2 protein-coding genes are annotated in these 566 nt (G+C 41.9%); both read right to left on the minus strand.

Annotated elements, in window-relative coordinates; translation table 11 throughout:
- Positions 1–286 (minus strand): TerB family tellurite resistance protein (locus A3738_RS04290; protein WP_197473586.1); only part of this gene is annotated, 286 nt, incomplete at its 3' end.
- 7 nt (positions 287–293) lie between these two features.
- A partial coding sequence (locus tag A3738_RS04295; RefSeq protein ID WP_304440065.1) for a transaldolase family protein occupies positions 294–566 on the minus strand: 273 nt, incomplete at its 5' end.

Below are 566 nucleotides of genomic sequence, written 5' to 3' on the forward strand. Positions count from 1 at the left end.
CTTGCAGATGCTCGTGAATGGTTGAGGTAAATTGGTGCAAAGAAGTTGAGTCATGCGCTGATTGCTCAGCATCTTTGATGATATCTGAAATGGTTGCATCGTCTAGGCTAAAAAGTTCTTTGCCAAGCTCTTTGATTGTGATTCGTTCATTTTCATCAAAGTCATTGTCGATATTAGCGATGATACACATTAGGCTAAAACAGCATAGCTCTATGGAGCTTTGCTTAACTTCAGGATTCGTTTGTGTAGCGAGTTCAGTAAAAAAAGCTTTTAGCTTTGATATCATCTAGTGCTCACCCTTTGAGTATTTGTTCGAGCTTCAGCTGATCAACAGCGAAATTTCTAATGCCCTCGGCAAGCTTTTCTGTTGCCATAGCGCTGGCGTTCAACCCCCAGCGGAATTGTGATTCTGAATAAGGAGTCGTGGTCGTTTCTGTTGATTTAGTAAACAACTTTTGTTCCAGTGGGGCTGTATCGTTTGATAACTCTTCTAATAATTGCGGGCTAATAGTAAGCCTATCGCAGCCCGCAAGNTGCTCAATTTCCCCAGTATTTCTAAAGCTGGC

The sequence above is a fragment of the Oleiphilus sp. HI0066 genome (assembly GCF_001635725.1).